Below are 15,148 nucleotides of genomic sequence, written 5' to 3' on the forward strand. Positions count from 1 at the left end.
GTCGACGCCGGACCCCGTAGGACGCCACCTTCACCCCCTGTGGCTCTGAGAAGACGCTGGTCCGCCGAGTGCGAGGGATCACCTGGGAGGTACATGCATGTCGGGGACGAACGTGACCACCGGCGACAGGAACCCTTCCCTCCGGCAGCAACTGCGGCGACTCGGCGCGGCCTCCGGCGGGCCCAACCGCTGGGCGGTGCTCGCGGTCCTGTGCGTCAGCCTGGTCCTCGTCGCGCTCGACGCGACGATCCTGCACGTGGCCGTCCCCTCCGTCACCGAAGACCTGCGGCCCGGCTCGATCGAGCTCCTGTGGATCGTCGACGCCTACCCGCTGGTGTGCGCCTCCCTGCTGATCCTCTTCGGCACCCTCGGCGACCGCATCGGCCGCCGCCGCGTCCTCCTCCTCGGCTACGGGCTCTTCGGCGTGGCCTCGGCCGTCGCCGCCCTCGCCGACAACGCCCAGGTGCTCATCGGCGCCCGCGCCCTGCTCGGCGTCGGCGGCGCGATGATCATGCCGGCCACCCTGTCGATCCTGCGCCAGGTCTTCCCCGACCGCCGCGAGCGGGCCCTGGCCATCGGCATATGGACCGCCGTCGCCGCCATCGGCGCGGCCAGCGGACCGGTCCTCGGCGGCTTCCTCGTCCAGCACTTCTGGTGGGGTTCGGTCTTCCTCATCAACATCCCGCTGATGATCCTGCTCCTGCCCCTGGGCCGGTGGCTGCTGCCCGAGTCGAAGGGCACCTGCGACGGTCCCTGGGACGTGCTCGGCGCGCTGATGGCCGCCGGCGGTGTCCTCGGCGCGGTCCTCGGGGTCAAGCGGTTCGGCGCGGAGCGGCAGGTCGCCGACCTCGAAGCCCTGGTTCCACTGCTGCTCGGCGCGGCCCTGCTGGTGCTGTTCGTGCGCCGGCAGAAGCGGCGCGCGCACCCGCTGATCGACATGCGGATGTTTTCCCGGCCCGCCTTCACCACCTCGGTCGGCTGCATCGTGCTGGCCATGCTCGCCCTGGTCGGGCTCGAGCTGATCGCCGTCCAGTACCTCCAGCTGGTGCTGCACCTGAGCCCGCTGGAGACCGGGCTGCGCCTGCTGCCGCTCACCTTCGCCGCGATGGCGGCGGGCGCGACCGGCTCGTACACGCTGGCCCGCACCGGGCCGCGCCGGATGGTCTCGCTGGGCTTCGTCCTGACCGCCTTCGCGGTGCTGCTGCTGACCCTCATGGGCCAGCACGACCGGCCGGTGCTGCTCACCGTGGGCTTCATCCTGCTCGGCTTCGGCCTGCAGACCACCCTCTTCGCCGCCTACGAGTCGATGCTCAGCGAGGCCCCGGCGGCCACCGCGGGCGGCGCGGCCTCGATCGGCGAGACCTCGTACCAGCTGGGCGCGGGCATGGGCATCGCGCTGCTCGGCAGCGTGATGAACGCGGCCTACGCACCCGGGCTGACCGGAGTGCCGGGGGTCTCCGCGGCGCAGTCCGCCGACGCGGCGCACTCGCTGGGCGAGGCCTACCAGATCGCGGGGCAGATCGGCGGAGCGGCGGGGGACTCCCTCTACGCGGCCGCCCGGCATTCGTTCGTCCACGGACTGCACGTGACGCTGGTGGTCAGCGCCGCCCTGCTGCTCGCGGGAGCCCTGATGGCGCTGAAGCTCCCGCGCACCATGGAGTGCGCGGATCCCGAGGCCTCCGAGCAGGACCGGGGCCCGGTACGGGTCCCCGCGCAGCCGGGACCCGAGGTCCCGGCCCCGGCCTCCGGGGCCCGCATCCCGGCGCAGCCCTCGGGCACCGTCGACCCGGCGGTCGGCCGCCCGGCCTGAGCCGCCGGGTCCGAGCCGTCGGACCTGAGCCGCCGGGACCGGGCCGCCGGGGTCAGGCCTTCGGCGCGGCCGGGACGGGGGTCCGGGCCGGAGCCGGGGCCTGAACCGGAGCCTGGACCGGAGCCTGCGAAGGCACCGCCGGGGCGGCCGGTGCCGGGGTCGCCGGCGGAAGGGTCAGGAGGATGCCGATCCGCAGGGCCTCCGGGCGCGGGCCGATCACCGCCCGGTTCGCCGCGTACAGCGCCTGCCAGCCGCCCTTCACCCGGTGCCGCCGTGCGATCCCCGCCAGCGTGTCCCCGCTCCGCACCACGTGCATCCGCCCCGCCAGCCCGTACCGCGTGGCGCACACCGGCCACGCCTCCCAGCCCTGGGTCCCCAGCAGGTCCTCCGCGACGCGGATCTGCTGCTCCCGCGTCGCCAGGTCGGCCCTCGGGGCGAACAGCAGCCCTCCGTTCTCCTCCCAGGTCGGCTGCCAGAACTGCAGTCCCCCGTAGAAGCCGTTCCCCGTGTTCACCGCCCACCGGCCCCCGCTCTCGCAGTCGGCCACGCAGTCCCACGGCCACTTCCCGCCGGGTCCGCAGTCCACCGACCGGCCGTGCGCACCCGGTGCGGGCGGCGGCGGCGCGGCCGCGGCGGCCGCCTGCGGCAGCGGGAAGAACGCCGGAACGAGCACGAGCACCAGCGCGGCGGCGCGGGCGGCGGCCGGGAACCCCAAGTTGCGCATCGCGTCACGCTACGCAGCCCCGTACCGGGGCCCGGGCCCGCCACACCGCGCCCCGGCCGCCGCCACCCGCTCGGCCCCGCCCGGGCCCGGTCGACCCATCGCCGAAACGGTCCGCACCGGCCACCAACTGCGCACAACAGGAAAACAGTTGGCACGAAAACAACGCCCCGGTCAGACCGTTCACTCCTTCGGGGGTCCGGTTCGATTCCGTTCCCTCAAACGGCGTGACCCCGGCCGCCACTCCCCCGTTGAGCCCGGCGAGCCGGAACCCACCGGCCCCGCACGCCTAGTCCGAGGAGCCACCCCGTGCCGCGCATGCTCGAAGTCAGTGATGAGGTACGTGCCGAGATCGGCGACGAGGAGGCCGAGCGGCTGCTCGCCGGTGACGGGTCCCCGGGCAGTTACGACTGCACGTCCTGCCGCACCCCCGGCGACTCCGAGCGCGAGCAGACCAGCACCGTGCTGTTCGTCGGCGACGAGACCGCCGTCCTCGCCTTCGCCCACGCGGGCTGCATCCCCTCGCAGGTGGTCTCGGTCCCCGAGGCCCACCTCCAGGGCGCCGTCCGCTCCATCACCGGCGACAGCCCCTCCTCCCCCGCCGGCGACGTACCGCAGTCCGTACCCGGCGGCCAGGCCGTCCTCGGCATCACCAGCGGACTGATCCTGATCAACGGGGAACTGCACCCCGCCCTGGTCGTGGAGCCCACCGCCCCCATCGCCCGCCCCGGCACCACCGGTCCCGGCGACGACTTCCTCCCGCTCCTCATCGAGCAGGGCTTCGTCCCGGTCACCGACACCGACGAGGTCCCGTCCGCGCTGAGCGGCTGGTCGATCCTGCTCGCCGCCGGCCAGCTGCACTCCGTGCTCCAGCCCGGCCAGATCGCCTGGTGGCAGGCGCACAAGCCGCTGTCGGTCACCGACGGCTGGCGGGCCGCGGTCAACAAGACCCAGCGCGTCCTGGTCTACGCCGCCCCGGTCGACTCCATCGGCCAGCAGCCCCGCGAGGACCTGCTCCGCGCCGCCCTGGACAAGGCCGCCGCGAACGGCAAGCTGGTGGCCGCCTCGATGCCGCTGGCGGGCACCCCGGGCGCCTGATCCGCAGGGTCTCCCCCGAACCGCCGTCCGCCCCCCAGGGGGCCGGGCGGCATGCGCCGGGGGTGCGCGGTCCGTCCCGCGCACCCCCGGCGATCTGCGTTTTCCGCCCCGTGACCCCGCATCCGTGGGCCGTCGGTTTCGTTGGCAGATACGTGCATTCCTACGATGTCTCCCGCGCCCCGTCCTATCCGAGCAGCGTCCCCCCGATGCGCCCCGCACGGGAGCTGGAGAGCGCTCCGGCCGCCTCGCACACCCCGATCTACGACCTGCTGTACTCGGAGTACCTGCGCGCCTTCCGGGCCCTGCCGGGCGACCGCACGGGCGAGGAGGACCTCGGCTTCACGGCGTTCTCCTACGGCGGCTCGTACACGGGCGGCCACGCGGGCCCGTACCCCGGCGCAGGCACGTACGCGGGCACGTACGGGAGCGGCTACGGCGGCTCCCACGGCAGCGCGTACGGCGGTTCCCACGCCGCCGCCCAGGGCAGCGGCTGGAACGGTTCCTCATGGCAGCAGGCGGACGCCTGGCAGCCCGCCCACGCCCCGCAGCAGCCCCAGCCCCAGTACTCGTACGCCGGCTCGGGCTCCGGATACGCGGGCGGGCGGCAGCACCAGACCGGGATGCAGCACATCCCGGCGGCCCTGCCGCCCGCTCCTCGCCGGGGCTACTAGGCGAACAGCGCCCGGCCCCGGCGGCCCTGCCGCGTCACTACATCTTGCGCTTGTGCTGGGCGCCGCGCTTCTCGCGCACCCGGACCGAGATGTGGATCGGGGTTCCCTCGAAGCCGAACTCCTCGCGCAGGCGGCGCTCGATGAAGCGGCGGTAGCCGTGCTCCAGGAAGCCCGAGGCGAAGAGGACGAACCGCGGCGGCTTGCTGCCCGCCTGGGTGCCGAACAGGATGCGCGGCTGCTTGCCACCGCGGATCGGGTGCGGGTGGCCGGCGACGACCTCGCCGAGGAAGGCGTTCAGACGGCCGGTGGGGATACGGGTCTCCCAGCCGGCGAGCGCGGTCTCGATGGCCGGGACCAGCTTCTCCATGTGGCGGCCGGTGAGCGCCGAGACGTTCACCCGGGGCGCCCAGGCGACCTGCTGCATCTCGGTCTCGATCTCGCGCTCGAGGTAGTAGCGGCGCTCCTCGTCGAGGTTGTCCCACTTGTTGTACGCGATCACGATCGCGCGCCCGGCCTCGACGGCCATGGTGATGATGCGCTGGTCCTGGACGGAGATCTGCTCGGTCGTGTCGATCAGGATGACCGCGACCTCCGCCTTCTCCACGGCGGCGGCCGTACGCAGCGAGGCGTAGTAGTCGGCGCCCTGCTGGAGGTGGACCTTCTTGCGGATGCCCGCGGTGTCGATGAACTTCCAGGTGACCCCGCCGAGCTGGATCAGCTCGTCGACCGGGTCGCGGGTGGTGCCGGCCATCTCGTTGACGACGACCCGGTCCTCCTTGGCCACCTTGTTCAGGAGGGAGGACTTGCCGACGTTCGGACGGCCGATGAGGGCGATCCGGCGCGGGCCGCCGACGGCGGTGCCGAAGCTCTGCTCGGGCGCCTCCGGGAGGGCCTCCAGGACGGCGTCCAGCATGTCGCCGGTGCCGCGGCCGTGCAGGGAGGAGACGGGGTGCGGGAAGCCGAGGCCGAGCGACCACAGGGACGCCGCGTCGGACTCGCCGCTCTGACCGTCGACCTTGTTGGCGCACAGGACGACGGGCTTGCCCGCCTTGCGCAGCAGCCGGACGACGGCCTCGTCGGTGTCGGTGGCGCCGACCTTGGCGTCCACGACGAAGACGACCGCGTCGGCGGCCTCGATGGCGTACTCGGCCTGGGCGGCGACGGAGGCGTCGATGCCGAGGACGTCCTGCTCCCAGCCGCCGGTGTCGACGACCTTGAAGCGGCGGCCGGCCCACTCGGCCTCGTAGGTGACTCGGTCGCGGGTGACGCCGGGCTTGTCCTCGACGACCGCCTCGCGGCGGCCGATGATCCGGTTCACCAGGGTCGACTTGCCGACGTTCGGGCGGCCCACGACGGCGAGGACGGGCAGCGGGCCGTGGCCGGCTTCCTGAAGGGCGCCTTCGACGTCCTCGATGTCGAAGCCCTCTTCCGCGGCGAGCTCCATGAACTCCGCGTACTCGGCGTCGCCAAGTGCTCCGTGGTCTTGCTGGTCGTTCATGAAGTCCGTTCCTCGTCGTTCGTGGTGATCGGTGGGGCCCGCGCAGCGCGGTTCCACTACTAGGTCAAGTCTCGCTCAGCGCCCGGTGAGGCGCTTGGCATCGGCCAGGTGGGCGGTCAGCCGGTCCTGGATGCGTACGGTGGCCTGGTCCAGCGCGGTACGGGTACGGCGGCCACTGCCGTCCCCGGCGTCGAAGGCATCGCCGAAGACGATGTCGACCCTGCTCTTGAATGCCGGCAGCGCCTTGACGACGCGGCCGCGGCGCTCGGTGCTGCCCAGTACGGCGACCGGCACGATGGGTGCCCCGCCGCGGACCGCGAAGTACGCGAGGCCCGCGCGCAGCGAGGCGAAGTCTCCCTCGCCCCGGGTGCCCTCGGGGAAGATCCCCAGGGCCCCGCCGTTCTCCAGTACGCCCAGCGCGCGGCTGATCGCGCCCCGGTCGGCGCCGGAGCGGTCCACCTTCACCTGCCCGATCCCTTCGAGGAAGGGGCCGAGCGGGCCGACGTACGCCTCCTTCTTGATCAGGAAGTGCAGCGGCCGGGGGGCCGTGCCCATGACCATGGGCCCGTCGATGTTGTGGGAGTGGTTCACGGCCAGGATCACGGGGCCGGATGCGGGGACCTTCCAGGCACCCAGCACGCGCGGCTTCCACAGGCCGTACATGAGACCGATGCCGATCCGCCGGCCGACCGCCGCACCCTTGAGGGAGGGCGTATCGCTCACTTGCGCCCCGCCATCTTCTCCTCCACCAAGGTCACCACACACTCGATGACCTGGTCGAGCGTGAGCTCGGTGGTGTCCACCTCGACGGCGTCGCCGGCCATGGCCAGCGGGGAGGTCTTGCGGCCCGAGTCCGCGGCGTCGCGCTGGAGCAGCGCCTGCTTGGTGGCCGCGAGGTCCGAGGCCTCCTTGCCGCGCAGCTCCCCGCTGCGGCGGGCCGCGCGGGCCTCGGCCGAGGCGGTGAGGAAGATCTTCAGGTCGGCGGCGGGCAGCACGGTGGTGCCGATGTCCCGGCCTTCCACGACGATCCCCTCGGCCTCTTCGGCCGCCCGGGCGGCGATGGACCGCTGGAGTTCCGTGATCAGGGTGCGCACCTCGGGGACGGCGCTCACGGCGCTGACCTTCGAGGTGACCTCCTGGGTGCGGATCGGGCCGGAGGCGTCCAGGCCGTCCACCGTGATGGTGGGCGCGGACGGGTCCGTGCCGGACACGATGACGGGCTTGGCCGCCGCGATGGCGACGGCCTGCGCGTCGGCGGTGTCGACACCGTTGGTGATCATCCACCAGGTGATGGCCCGGTACTGGGCACCGGTGTCCAGGTAGCGCAGCCCGAGCTTGGCGGCCACGGCCTTGGAAGTGCTGGACTTGCCCGTGCCGGAGGGACCGTCGATGGCGACGATCACGGCGGACGGAGCTACGGTTTCCACGGTGCGGGCACCTTCCTGGTTGCGCTACGTGTCCGGGCGCGCCAATAGCGCCCCTCCTCCAGGTTACCGGGCTTTTCGCCGCCGCCCACCGGACCAGGATCTGTCTACTGCTGGCGCAGCGCCCAGCCGCGGTCGCGCAGGTCCGCTGCCAGGCCCGCGGCCGCCCTGGGTTCCACCATCAGCTGCACCAGGCCCGCCTGCTGGCCCGTCGCGTGCTCGATCCGCACGTCCTCGATGTTGACCCCGGCCCGCCCGGCATCGGCGAAGATCCGTGCCAGCTCGCCCGGCTGGTCGGAGATGAACACGGCCACCGTCTCGTAGGCCGCGGGAGCCGCACCGTGCTTGCCGGGCACGCGGACCCGCCCGGCGTTGCCGCGCCGCAGCACGTCCTCGATGCCGGCCGCCCCGCCGCGCCGCTTGTCCTCGTCGGCCGACTGCAGGCCCCGTAGGGCTTCCACGGTCTCCTCCAGGTCGGCGGCGATGCCGGCCAGGACGTCCGCCACCGGTCCCGGGTTCGCCGAGAGGATCTCCACCCACATCCGCGGGTCTGAGGCCGCGATCCGCGTCACGTCCCGTATGCCCTGTCCGCACAGGCGCACGGCCGTCTCGTCGGCCTCCTCCAGCCGGGCCGCGACCATGCTGGAGACCAGCTGCGGGGTGTGCGAGACCAGTGCGACGGCGCGGTCGTGCGCGTCGGCGTCCATGACCACCGGGACGGCCCGGCACAGCGCCACCAGCTCCAGCGCCAGGTTCAGCACCTCGTGGTCGGTCTCCCGGGCCGGGGTCAGCACCCACGGGCGGCCTTCGAAGAGGTCGGCCGTCGCCGCGAGCGGCCCGGACTGCTCCTTGCCCGCCATCGGGTGCGTACCGATGTACGTCTTCGTGTCCACGCCCAGGGCGTCCAGCTCCCGGCGGGGGCCGCCCTTGACGCTGGCCACGTCCACGTAGGCGCGGGCCAGGTCCCGGCCGATCGCGTCGGCGAGGGCCGCGGCCACGTGGGCCGGCGGTACGGCGATGATCGCGAGGTCGGCCCGGCCCTCGCAGGGCTCCTCCGAACCGGCGCCGAGCGAGGCGGCCGTCCGGACGTTCGCGGCGTCGCGGTCGACCAGGTGGACGGCGATCCCGCGGGCCGACAGGGCAAGGGCCGCGGAGGTGCCGATCAGTCCGGTTCCGATGACGACGGCGGTTCTCACAGGCACTCCAGAGAGGGTAGGACCAAGATCAGGACGGTGGCGGCGGTGCCTTCCTCAGGGTAGCCAGCCGGGACGCGGAAGGGCCCGGCCGTCCGTCCGGTGGGACGGAGTGCCGGGCCCTCGCCGCAGCCGACTGCCTTACAGGTTCTGCTGCTTGATGATGTCCGCCAGCGAGCCGGTCGGCAGCGAGCCCTCCGGGCTCAGCTTGTCGACGGCCACCGGCAGCGCCTGCGCGATCTGGGCGGCCGCGTCCTCCTGGCTGACGCCGGCCTGCTCGGCGACCTTCTGCAGGGTGTCGCCCGGCAGCGCCTCGGCGATCTGCGCACCGCTGACCGGCTGGTTCTCTCCCGTGCCGACCCAGGACTGGGCCTGGTCCACCAGGCCCGACTTGGTCAGCATGTCCATCAGGCCGCCGAGCGGGTTGTTCGCGCCTCCGCCGGCCGCCTGGGCTCCGCCACCGCCGCCCATGAGCGCGCCGAGCAGTGCGCCGAGGATGTTGCCACCGCCGCCGCTGCCGCCGCCACCGAGGAGGCCGCCGAGAAGGGAACCGAGGTCATTACCCGCCATGGTGCTGCCTTTCGAAGAGGGACCGGGGCACGCGGAAGAGGGCGTACCCGGCTTCGAGATACGGACAATGTCACCCAGACCGGGCGGGTCCGCCACTTGGAGCAGAACGGCGTACGGAAGGGGTCGGCCGCTGCGGTAGAACGATCGGCATGATCTTCCACCTCGTACCGCTCGCCGACTGGACCGCCGAGCCCGCGCTCCCGTACGCCCCCGCCTCGCTCGGCTCCGAGGGGTTCGTGCACTGTTCGGCCGACCCGCAGACGGCGCTCGCGATCGCTTCCTCGCACTACGCGGACGTACCGGGCACCCTGCTGGCCCTGGAACTCGACGAGTCCGCCCTGGCCTCGGAGGTCCGCCGGGAGGGTGAATCGGGGGCCCGCTACCCGCACGTCCACGGTCCGCTGAACCGGGACGCCGTGATCTACGTGTGGGAGGTCGTACGCACACCCGGTTCCCCGGCCGAGCTCGCCCCCTGGCGGCCGGAGAACTGACCCGGCGGGAGCGCGGCGGGGTTTCCCGAATCCCGTTCACACGCCAGGATGCCTCTCGCCATCCGTGGATCACCCGAGGAGAACCCATGAGCGACCCCAACTCCACCGCCCGGCGCACCGTCCTGGCGGCCGGCGCGACCGTCCTGGCGGGCGGCGTGCTCACCGCGTGCGCAGGCGGCGACGACACGAAGAAGCCGGAGGCCGAGGGCGGCAGCTCGCCCGTCGCGCAGTCCCCGCAGGCCTCGGCGCCCGCCTCGGCTCCGGCCGGCGGGGGCAAGACCCTGGTCAAGGCCGCCGACGTACCGGTCGGCGGCGGCACGGTCCTCAAGGACCAGAAGCTGGTCGTCACCCAGCCGACGGCCGGTTCCTTCCGCTGTTTCACGGCGGTGTGCACGCACCAGGGCTGCCTCGTGAACAAGGTGGAGGCCGGCACCATCGACTGCCCGTGCCACGGCAGCAAGTTCCAGGTCGCGGACGGGGCCGTGGCGCACGGCCCGGCCACCCGGCCGCTGGCGGAGCAGAAGATCGTGGTCTCCCCGGCGGGCGAAATCTCGCTCGCCTAGCGGTGACCTGCCGCTTTAGGCTCCATGGATGAACGACAAGCCGACGCCCGAACCGCTCGAACTCACCCTGGTCAGGGACCACACGGTCTACGCCTGCGTGATGGGTTCGAGGGCGTTCGGCCTGGCGACGGCGGCGAGCGACACCGACCGGCGCGGCGTCTACCTCGCGCCGACCCCGCTCTTCTGGCGCTTCGAGAAGCCGCCGACGCACGTGGAGGGGCCGCGGGACGAGGAGTTCTCCTGGGAGCTGGAACGCTTCTGCGAGCTCGCCCTGCGCGCCAACCCGAACATCCTGGAGTGCCTCCACTCCCCCCTCGTCGAAGAGCTCACCCCGATCGGAGAGGAACTCCTCGCCCTGCGCGAGGCGTTCCTCTCCCGTCGGGCCCACACCACCTTCAGCCGGTACGCGGCCACCCAGCGCGGCAAACTCCTCGCGGACCTGCGCAACCAGGGCGCCCCGCGCTGGAAGCACGCCATGCACCTGCTGCGCCTGCTCCTGTCCTGCCGCGACCTGCTGCGCACGGGCCGTCTGGTGATCGACGCGGGCCCCCACCGAGACCGCCTCCTCGCGGTCCGGCGCGGCGAGTTCACCTGGGACGAGGTCGACGCCTGGATGACCCGCCTCGTGGAGGAGTCGGAGTCCGCCCTCACCACGACCCCGCTCCCCGAGGACCCGGACCTCCCCCGCGTGGCGGACTTCCTCCTGCGCAGCCGCCGCGCGTCGGCGCTGGGCGAGGGCTAGGCCGTCTCCGCTGCGAGCGCGCCCGGCGCCCGGTGCCGTACGACGAACTCGTCGAGCGCGTCGAACCCGCTCGCGTACTCCGGCAGCCCCGAGCGCTCCTGCGCCTGCGCCAGCACCCCTTGCAGGGCCTCGAAGTCCTTTTCCGCCCGTCCGGCCTCGAGCCCCACGGCCGCTCCGTGCTCGGCCTCAACCTTGGCCTCGATGAGCCCCGCCAGGTACCCGGGGGCCTCCGGGACCTCGTCCAGCAGCGTCGGCAGGTGCGCCTGGACCTGCGCCGAACGCATCAGGTGGATTCCGGTGAGCAGCGCCCGGAACGTGTACAGCAGCGGCTTGAGCTCGGCCGTCCTGCCGAAGAGCCGCCACTGGGTCTTCGCGAAGCCCTGGTAGTGGTGGGCGTGGTGCGAGGTCAGGACCCCGGGGGCCAGCGAGACCAGTTCCTGGTGCGCCGGGGTGGTGTGCGCCACCAGCGGGGACAGCAGCTGCTCCAGGACGTACCCGTTGCGGTTGAGCATCAGCCGGGCGAACTTGCGCACGTCGTGCGTGACCAGGTCCATCTCGGTGCCGTCGCGGAACCACATCCGGCTGCGGGTCTCCTCGGGCTCGCGCAGGCCGAGCAGGTCCGCCGCGGGCAGCAGGTGGGCTCCGCGCAGGTCGATGTCGGAGTCCCGGGAGGGGAATCCGTACAGGTGGGCGCCCGAGACCGTCGCGAAGAGCAGCGGGTCGGGCTGCTCCTCGACGACGGACGTCAGGTCGAAACTCAGTGCATCCAGCATGGATCAAGCATCCCAGAGTGCGCCGAAGGCCAGCAGTTCGTCCCGGTACTCGATGCGGCCCTCCCAGTCGCGGGGCCAGACGTCGGCCCCCAGGTGGGCGCCCGCGAAGGCGCCGGCCAGGCAGGCGATGGAGTCGGAGTCCCCCGAGGTGCAGGCCGCGCGGCGCAGGGCCAGGAGGGGTTCTTCCGGGAAGAGCAGGAAGCACTGGAGGGCGGTGGCCAGGGCCTCCTCGGCGATCCAGCCCGCGCCGGTGGTCAGGCAGGGGTCCGTCTCCGGGGACGGGTTCCGCAGGGCGGCGGCCAGCCGGTCCAAGACGCCCAGGCACTCGTCCCAGCCCCGTGCGATGAAGGACTCCGCCGAGGCGTCGGAGGAGGTGCGCGTCCAGAGGTCGCCGAGCCAGCGCTCGTGGTAGCGGGTGCGGTTCTCCAGCGCGTAGGAGCGCAGCAGGCCGACCAGGCCGGTCGGTTCGGTGCCCTGCGCCAGCAGGTGGACGGCCCGCGCCGTGAGGTCGGAGGCGGCCAGCGCCGTCGGGTGGCCGTGGGTGAGGCCGGACTGGAGCTGGGCCGCGCCGGCCCGCTCCTCCTCCGTCCAGCCGGGCACGAGCCCGGCCGGCGCCACCCGCATGTTCGCGCCGCAGCCCTTGGAGCCGAGCTGGCTGGCGTCGCGCCAGTCCCGCTCGGGCTGGTTGAGGAGGCTGCAGGCCTTCAGGCAGGTGTTGCCCGGGGCCCTGTTGTTGTCCGGGGAGTGGTACCAGTCCACGAACTCCTCCCGGACCGGGCGGGCGAGGCGCAGCGGTCCGACCCGGCCGCGGTCCGTCGCGGTCCGTATGCCCCGGGCGAAGGCCAGGGTCATCTGGGTGTCGTCCGTGACGATGGCCGGGCGGGGCAGGGCCATCTGCCGCCAGGGTCCGGTCTTCGCCAGGATCCCGGGTACGTCGTTGAACTCCGTGGGGAAGCCGAGCGCGTCCCCCAGGGCCAGGCCGATCATGGCGCCCGTCGCCGCTCGCTTCGCGGTCTTCGTCATCGCGTGGGTCCTTCCGTGGGGCGGAGCAGGGGCGGGTGCAGGGTGGTCGCGGGTCCGGGCCGGTACAGCGCGGCCGGTTTGCCGCGTCCCCCGGTGAGCCGGGCGGCTCCGGGCACGGCCTCGACGAAGCCGGGCGTGGCCAGCACCTTGCGGCGGAAGTTGGGCCGGTCCAGGGCGGTGTCCCAGACGGTCTCGTAGACGGCACGGAGCTCGCCGAGGGTGAATTCGGGCGGGCAGAAGGCGGTGGCCAGGCAGCTGTACTCCAGCTTCGAGCCCACCCGGGAACGGGCGTCCGCCAGGATCTCGGCGTGGTCGAAGGCCAGTGCGGAGCCCGCGCCCGGGTCCGGTGCGGAGCCCGCGCCCGGACCCGCCCCGGACGCCTCCCCCACCGGAACCCAGCGGGCGCGGTCCGCGTCCCCGCCTCCGCCGGCCGCCGGTTCGGGCAGGTCGGGGACCAGGGCGGTGTAGGCCACCGAGACCACCCGCATCCGGGGGTCGCGGTCGGGTTCGCTGTAGGTGCGCAGCTGGTCCAGGCGCAGCGCGGCGACCAGTTCCGCCGACAGGCCGGTCTCCTCGGCCAGTTCGCGCCGGGCGGCCGTCTCGGCGGATTCCCGGGGCAGGACGAAGCCGCCGGGCAGGGCCCAGGCGCCCGCGTACGGTTCCTGGCCGCGGCGGATCAGCAGGACGTGCAGGAGTCCGCCGCGCACGGTGAACACCGCCAGGTCCACGGTCACCGCGAACGGCTCGAAGGCGTACGGGTCGTAGCCGGGGCCGGCGGCCCTGCTCATCGACTGTCCTCCCGTACCCGCTCGGGCAGGGGGTCGGCGAAGTGCCAGCCCTCGGAGAGCAGTTCGTCCACGGCGGCCACGGCCGTCGCCAGCCGTGTCTCGCGGTCCCCGCTCACCACCAGGAAGCGCTGGCCGGTCCGCTCCAGTTCCTCGCGGAACCGTCCGGTCATCCAGGGCCGCAGCTGCGGTCCGTCGCGCAGCCCGTCGTCCTCGAAGGGCACGTCGGCGTGGTCGGTGAGCAGGTACAGGTCCCGGCGGGTCCCGGCGGCGATCCGCTGGACCTCTTCGCTGCGCCCGCCCATGTAGCGCTCGTGCCAGATGCCGGTGGCCAGGGAGTCGGTGTCGCAGAAGAGGACCGGCGATCCCAGCCGGGCCGCGCGTTCCTCCTCCTCGTCCTGGCGTCGCGCGATCAGGGGGAACTCCGCCGAGGTGAAGCTCACATCGGCCCAGGTCGCCGTCGGGTCCGCCGCGCGGGCGGCGGCGAGCCGCTCCTCGCTGTAGCGCCGGCCGTACTCCTCGACCCAGCCCGTCTTGGCCCAGACTCCGCCGCGCCGCCGCCAGTGTTCCGCCAGCGCCCGCGAGAGGGTGGTCGTACCGGTGGACTCGGCGCCGAGTACGACGATCCGCCGGGTCAGGGCGGCCCGTACGGCGGGTCCCAGGAACTCCCAGTTCCCGGCCGGGTCCGCCCGTACCGCCGTTCCGGACACCGGGAAGAGGGTCCGGTCCCGGTCCACGCAGACCTCCTCGGCCCCGAACCGCCGGGCGAGCTCGGTCCCGTACTCCTCCGAGGTGAAGACGGCGTCGATCCGGTGGCCCACCGCGCGCCGGAAGATCTCCATGTGCGCCTCCCAGACCTCCGGGTCGTGCAGGTCGACCGGGATGTCGTCGACCGCGCCGACGACCTCGGCTCCCGGGTGGGCCTCGCGCATCCATGCGACGCGGTCGGCGAGCGGCACCGATTCCACGGAGGCCGCGCAGACGAGCACGGTCAGGCGCTCGCACTGGTCCTGGGCCGTGCGCACCAGGTGGTGGTGGCCGGCGTGCGGCGGATAGAACTTGCCGAGCACCAGGCCGCGCTTGTGGCGGGGCTCGCCGTGGACGGGCTCGTCGCGGCGCCTCATGCCGTCGCCCCCAGGGTCTTACGGGCGTCCCGTGCGGGGAGCGCCCGGCGCCAGCCGAGCAGTCCGGCCACGCACAGGGCGAGGAAGACCACGTAGAGCAGCGAGGTGAGGTAGAGCCCCTTGTAGACGTACAGCGGGATGTAGACGAGGTCGGCGGCGATCCACAGCCACCAGGATTCGAGGAGCTTGCGGCACTGCCCGTAGGTGGCGGCGAGCGAGAGCCCGGTGGTGAGCGCGTCCCAGAACGGGACGGTGGAGTCGGTGGCGCGGCCCAGCAGGAGCGTCAGCCCGAGCACCCCCACCGCCCCCGCCGCGGCCAGCCAGGCCCATTCGGTGGCCGTGGTGCGGCGCACCGGCAGGGCTTCGGACGATCCTGGTCCACCCCCGTGGGTCCAGGACCACCAGCCGTACGCGGCGAGGGCGATGAAGACGATCTGCAGCCCGGCGTCGGCGTAGAGGCCGGTCTCGGGCTGGACGAAGAGCACGATGAAGAAGATGTTGTTGGCGATGCCGATCGGCCAGTTGGCGATGTGCTGCCGGGCGACCAGCCAGACGCACAGGGCCCCTGTGACGAATCCGAGGACCTCGGTCCAGTTCGTTTGCCACCCCATGACGGCCCCCACTCCCTTTATAGTCAGACTGACTATAAACAGGGCCGGGGC

Annotated in this window: 17 protein-coding genes; 6 read left to right on the forward strand and 11 right to left on the reverse strand. The window is 73.2% G+C overall.

What is annotated here, in order from left to right; all coding sequences use genetic code 11:
- Positions 1–97 precede the first annotated feature (97 nt).
- Complete coding sequence (locus OG490_RS08410) at positions 98–1,810, forward strand: MFS transporter (RefSeq protein ID WP_330295650.1); 1,713 nt, start codon at positions 98–100, stop codon at positions 1,808–1,810.
- Positions 1,811–1,862: 52 nt separating this feature from the next.
- Here the strand turns inward: OG490_RS08410 and OG490_RS08415 are convergent, their stop codons facing one another.
- On the reverse strand, positions 1,863–2,534 hold the full coding sequence (locus OG490_RS08415; RefSeq protein WP_330295651.1) for a LysM peptidoglycan-binding domain-containing protein: 672 nt from the start codon (positions 2,532–2,534) through the stop codon (positions 1,863–1,865).
- A 306-nt stretch (positions 2,535–2,840) separates the two neighbouring features.
- Between OG490_RS08415 and OG490_RS08420 the strand changes: the two genes are divergently transcribed.
- Together OG490_RS08420 and OG490_RS08425 are read left to right on the forward strand one after the other, a co-directional pair.
- Entirely contained in the window at positions 2,841–3,629 is a 789-nt protein-coding gene (locus OG490_RS08420) for a hypothetical protein (RefSeq protein WP_330295652.1), read from the forward strand.
- 206 nt (positions 3,630–3,835) lie between these two features.
- Entirely contained in the window at positions 3,836–4,300 is a 465-nt protein-coding gene (locus OG490_RS08425; protein ID WP_330295653.1) for a hypothetical protein, read from the forward strand.
- Positions 4,301–4,337: 37 nt separating this feature from the next.
- On the opposite strand, the gene der is transcribed toward OG490_RS08425, so the two are convergent.
- The 5 genes from der to OG490_RS08450 all read right to left on the reverse strand — a co-directional run bounded on the left by der (position 4,338) and on the right by OG490_RS08450 (position 9,063).
- The gene (gene der, locus OG490_RS08430) at positions 4,338–5,798 is read right to left on the reverse strand and encodes a ribosome biogenesis GTPase Der (protein ID WP_330295654.1); all 1,461 of its coding nucleotides are present in this window, start codon (positions 5,796–5,798) and stop codon (positions 4,338–4,340) included.
- 75 nt (positions 5,799–5,873) lie between these two features.
- A complete protein-coding gene (locus OG490_RS08435) occupies positions 5,874–6,461 on the reverse strand; it encodes a lysophospholipid acyltransferase family protein (protein WP_330300836.1) in 588 nt (195 codons plus the stop codon).
- A gap of 56 nt (positions 6,462–6,517) precedes the next feature.
- The gene (cmk, locus tag OG490_RS08440; RefSeq protein WP_330295655.1) at positions 6,518–7,225 is read right to left on the reverse strand and encodes a (d)CMP kinase; all 708 of its coding nucleotides are present in this window, start codon (positions 7,223–7,225) and stop codon (positions 6,518–6,520) included.
- A gap of 104 nt (positions 7,226–7,329) precedes the next feature.
- A complete protein-coding gene (locus tag OG490_RS08445) occupies positions 7,330–8,418 on the reverse strand; it encodes a prephenate dehydrogenase (protein ID WP_330300837.1) in 1,089 nt (362 codons plus the stop codon).
- A gap of 138 nt (positions 8,419–8,556) precedes the next feature.
- Positions 8,557–9,063, reverse strand: coding sequence for a YidB family protein (locus tag OG490_RS08450; protein ID WP_443065937.1), 507 nt, complete (start codon positions 9,061–9,063; stop codon positions 8,557–8,559).
- Between the two features lie 71 nt (positions 9,064–9,134).
- Here OG490_RS08450 and OG490_RS08455 point away from each other — a divergent pair, with 71 nt between their 5' ends.
- From OG490_RS08455 to OG490_RS08465, 3 genes are all read left to right on the forward strand, one after another.
- Complete coding sequence (locus tag OG490_RS08455) at positions 9,135–9,476, forward strand: DUF952 domain-containing protein (RefSeq protein ID WP_330295657.1); 342 nt, start codon at positions 9,135–9,137, stop codon at positions 9,474–9,476.
- Positions 9,477–9,562: 86 nt separating this feature from the next.
- Positions 9,563–10,039 carry a Rieske (2Fe-2S) protein gene (locus OG490_RS08460; RefSeq protein ID WP_330295658.1) on the forward strand — a complete coding sequence of 159 codons (477 nt, stop codon included), beginning with the start codon at positions 9,563–9,565 and terminating at the stop codon, positions 10,037–10,039.
- 28 nt (positions 10,040–10,067) lie between these two features.
- On the forward strand, positions 10,068–10,781 hold the full coding sequence (locus OG490_RS08465; RefSeq protein ID WP_330295659.1) for a nucleotidyltransferase domain-containing protein: 714 nt from the start codon (positions 10,068–10,070) through the stop codon (positions 10,779–10,781).
- Here OG490_RS08465 and OG490_RS08470 read toward each other — a convergent pair.
- The 5 genes from OG490_RS08470 to pnuC are packed head-to-tail and all read right to left on the reverse strand — an operon-like array spanning position 10,778 to position 15,097.
- A complete protein-coding gene (locus OG490_RS08470; protein WP_330295660.1) occupies positions 10,778–11,554 on the reverse strand; it encodes a nucleotidyltransferase domain-containing protein in 777 nt (258 codons plus the stop codon). The genes OG490_RS08465 and OG490_RS08470 overlap by 4 nt on opposite strands.
- Positions 11,555–11,557: 3 nt before the next feature.
- Positions 11,558–12,577, reverse strand: coding sequence for an ADP-ribosylglycohydrolase family protein (locus OG490_RS08475; RefSeq protein ID WP_330295661.1), 1,020 nt, complete (start codon positions 12,575–12,577; stop codon positions 11,558–11,560).
- Entirely contained in the window at positions 12,574–13,365 is a 792-nt protein-coding gene (locus OG490_RS08480; RefSeq protein WP_330295662.1) for an NUDIX hydrolase, read from the reverse strand. Before OG490_RS08480 ends, OG490_RS08475 begins: the two co-directional genes overlap by 4 nt.
- Entirely contained in the window at positions 13,362–14,486 is a 1,125-nt protein-coding gene (locus OG490_RS08485; protein WP_330295663.1) for an AAA family ATPase, read from the reverse strand. The genes OG490_RS08480 and OG490_RS08485 overlap by 4 nt, the downstream gene beginning before the upstream one ends.
- Positions 14,483–15,097, reverse strand: a complete 615-nt coding sequence (gene pnuC, locus OG490_RS08490) for a nicotinamide riboside transporter PnuC (RefSeq protein WP_330295664.1) — start codon at positions 15,095–15,097, stop codon at positions 14,483–14,485. The genes OG490_RS08485 and pnuC overlap by 4 nt, the downstream gene beginning before the upstream one ends.
- Between the last annotated feature and the right edge of the window lie 51 nt (positions 15,098–15,148).

Origin of the sequence: Streptomyces sp. NBC_00503 (assembly GCF_036346895.1) — a bacterium.
Taxonomy (GTDB): domain Bacteria; phylum Actinomycetota; class Actinomycetes; order Streptomycetales; family Streptomycetaceae; genus Streptomyces.